Annotated in this window: 3 protein-coding genes and 2 pseudogenes; 1 reads left to right on the forward strand and 4 read right to left on the reverse strand. The window is 65.0% G+C overall.

What is annotated here, in order from left to right:
* The 4 genes and pseudogenes from JCM19049_RS10530 to JCM19049_RS20180 all read right to left on the reverse strand — a co-directional run.
* A pseudogene (locus JCM19049_RS10530) lies at window positions 1-267 on the reverse strand (pyridoxal-phosphate dependent enzyme); the annotation flags it as partial.
* A pseudogene (locus JCM19049_RS20175) lies at window positions 264-1,591 on the reverse strand (AI-2E family transporter). The pseudogenes JCM19049_RS20175 and JCM19049_RS10530, both read right to left, overlap by 4 nt.
* A 118-nt stretch (window positions 1,592-1,709) precedes the next feature.
* Window positions 1,710-2,270 (reverse strand): Bax inhibitor-1/YccA family protein, encoded by a 561-nt coding sequence (locus JCM19049_RS10545; RefSeq protein ID WP_279402955.1) that lies wholly within the window; start codon window positions 2,268-2,270, stop codon window positions 1,710-1,712.
* Between the two features lie 85 nt (window positions 2,271-2,355).
* Window positions 2,356-2,520: a hypothetical protein gene (locus JCM19049_RS20180; protein WP_279402956.1), complete on the reverse strand. Its 165-nt coding sequence runs from the start codon at window positions 2,518-2,520 to the stop codon at window positions 2,356-2,358.
* Between the two features lie 323 nt (window positions 2,521-2,843).
* Between JCM19049_RS20180 and JCM19049_RS20185 the strand changes: the two genes are divergently transcribed.
* A partial coding sequence (locus JCM19049_RS20185; protein WP_279402957.1) for a hypothetical protein occupies window positions 2,844-3,070 on the forward strand: 227 nt, incomplete at its 3' end.

The raw sequence follows: 3,070 nt of genomic DNA on the forward strand, positions 1-3,070 counted from the left end.
CCCCCTGGGCGTGGTTGCCGGCCGAGGCCGCCACCACGCCGCGCGCCTTCTCGCGTCGCTGAGCTTGCTCATGCGCACATACGCCCCACGCACCTTGAAGGAGCCGGCGCGCTGCATGTTCTCGCACTTGAGGTAGACCTCCGAGCCGACCTGGCGGGAAAGCATCCGGGAGTGTTCCACCGGGGTCAGCGAAATGATCGGGGCCAGCACCTTGCGGGCGGCCTCGATGTCCTCCAGGGTGACGGGTAGCTGTTGCACTGTACTCACGGTTGGTCCTCGTTCGGTTCGGGTTCATTCCGTTCCCCGGGCGGCGGCTGCACGGCCGGGACGGGGGCTGCGGTGTCTGAAGAGCCGATGCCTGCGGTGGGTTCACGTTCGGGTTCCGTCGGCCGGGGCGCGGGTTGCTGCGGCCCGTAGTGTTCGGTCACGAACGGGTCGTGTTCCCACGACCGGTGGGCGATGTACTTGACCATCGAGTTCAGCACCGCCATCAGCGGCACCGCGAACAGCGCCCCGGGGATCTGCGCCACCATGGTGCCTCCGGCCACGGCCATCACCACGGCCAGCGGGTGCAGGCTCACGGCCTTGCCCATGATCAGCGGCTGCAGAATGTTGGACTCGGCCTGCTGCACCGCCAGCACCACGGCCAGCATGATCAGCGCGTTCACCCAGCCGTTGGCCACCAAGGCCAGCAGCACCGCGACGGCGCCGGTGAACAGCGCGCCGAGAATCGGGATGAACGAGCCAGGAACACCAGCACGCCCAGCGGCAGGGCCAGCGGAACGCCCAGGAAGAAGGCTCCGAAGCCGATGCCGACCGCGTCAATGAACGCCACCAGCACCTGGACCCGCACGTAGCGGATCATCGAGTTCCACCCGCGGGTCGCCGCCCCGTCCATGGCCGGGCGGGCCCGGCGCGGCAGCAGGTTGATCATGAACGTGCCGATCTTGCGCCCGTCCAACAGCAGGAAGATCAGCGCGAAGATCGCCAGCAGGATCCCGGTCAGGATCTGGCCCAGCACCGATCCCCAGCTCAGCGCCTCGCTCAGGATGTTTGAGGCGTTCGAGCGCAGCTGCAGCAGCGCGTCGTTGACCACATTGGCCAGGTCGTCGTTGCTCAGCTGCAGCGGCCCGTTGAACAGCCAGTCCTGCACCTGGTAGATGCCGATGACGGCCTGGTTCCACAGGGCGCTGAACCCGGTGCTCAGCCGCTGGCCGACCATCGTCAGCCCGGCGGTGATCACCGCCAGGAAGCCGATCACGGTGATCCCAACCGCCAGCCCCCGCGGCACGGCCAGACGGCCGTGCATGAACTCAACCACCGGCCCGAGCAGGCCAGTGAGCAGCGCGGCGACCATCAACGGGATCAGCAGCAGCGAAATCTTCGACAGCAGCCAGATGACCACGCCGACGGCGAGCACCACGACCAGGAACCGCCACGCCCAGGACGCGGCGATGCGCATGCCGTAGGGCAGGTCCTCACCATCACGGAAGGCCGCCGGTCCCGGCGCCAATTCCTCAATGGCGGAGGTAGGAGCGGACGGTGGAGCCACCCTCAAACGGCGCGCCCACGAAAACATCCTGCTCTTCATGGCTCTAAGCTACCCTTTCGTTTCACGGCTTCCGTGGTCTATGAACCGATTGTGACAAAAAACCGGAAGCGGTATCCAAATCTGATACCGCTTCCGGTTTGAGCGCTCAATATGATTATTACTGTTCGCGCAGAATAGACAGAATGCGCAGGATCTCCACGTACATCCAGATGAGGGTCATGGTCAGCCCGAACGCACCGCGCCAGGCCATGATGGCCGGGGCGCCGCGGTTGGACAGGTCCTCGATCATGGTGAAGTCGGAGACCAGGGCGTAGGTCGCCAGCAGCACCGCCAGCACGCCAATGGCCAGGCCCAGCATGCCGCCGCCGGCGCTGCGCAGGCCGAACATTCCATCAACCGCGCCGGTGAGCATCAGCACGAAGTTCAGCAGCGAGAAGACCAGCATGCCGATCATCGCGACGAAGAACATCTTGTTCAGCTTCGGGGTCATCCGGTACTTGCCCGAACGGTACAGCGCCAGGGTGGTGGCGGCCACGGCAATGGAGGCGACCAGCGCCTGCACGGCCACGCCCGGGTAGAGTGAGTTCAGGGCCTGCGAGAGACCACCCAGGAACAGACCCTCTGCCAGCGCGTAGGCCAGGATCAGCGGCGGGGAGGGCATCTTCTTGAAGGCGTTGACCAGGCCGAGCACCAGCCCGACGATCGCGCCAACAAGCATCAGGCCGGGAACATCCAGCCGATGCCAGCACCCACGGCCACCAGGGCCAGGGTCAGGATGGTCTTGTTAATGACATCGCCGATGGTCATCCGCCGGTATCGGCACCGGTGGCCGATGGCTGGCGGTACATATCCTCCAGCTGGCTGGCGCTCATCTGCGGAGCGTTCTGGAAGCCCACAGGATTCTGGGACTGCTTGGTGCCCCAGGCCTGGGCCTGGTTCTTGGAGTCGAAGATCGGGTTTCCGTTCAAGGTCTTTTCCCCTCAATTAGGTCAAGTCGCGAAGCGTCGGCGAGGATGCCTCGTTGCTACTTAACGACAGTTGCTTTAAGACTACGTCAGTTCGTGTTCCCGGCGCTCATTCCTACGGATGAGATCACCATCGGAACCCCGAAATGGCAGTTCACTTGCAGGTGCCACATAATGGATTCACAGGCTCGCGCGTTCTCACCGGCTGGCTCGCAAATCCGCTGGCAGCGGCGTCGTGGTGGGCGGATCACTTCCTCGGGCCGCGCGGTTGCCAGCCGCCGGTCGGCATCCGTGAGCAGCCGGTACGTCATTGATTGGAGGGTTCCTTGTCTCGTCGCGTCAAGCGCATCGCAGGAAACATCGCCGTCCTTGCGTCGCTGACCGCGATCCTCCTGCTATTGATAACAAGCGCCATGTCCGACGAATTCCTGCGCAACGATCCCGCGCTCACCGCCGAGGCGAACGCCGGGACCCCCATTGTCCCCACACGCAACACCGCCGCTGCTTCGGCCCCCACATCGGCGGTGCCACGGACCGCGAGCGAGCTGGAGCG

It is taken from the genome of Arthrobacter sp. JCM 19049 (genome assembly GCF_001310435.1).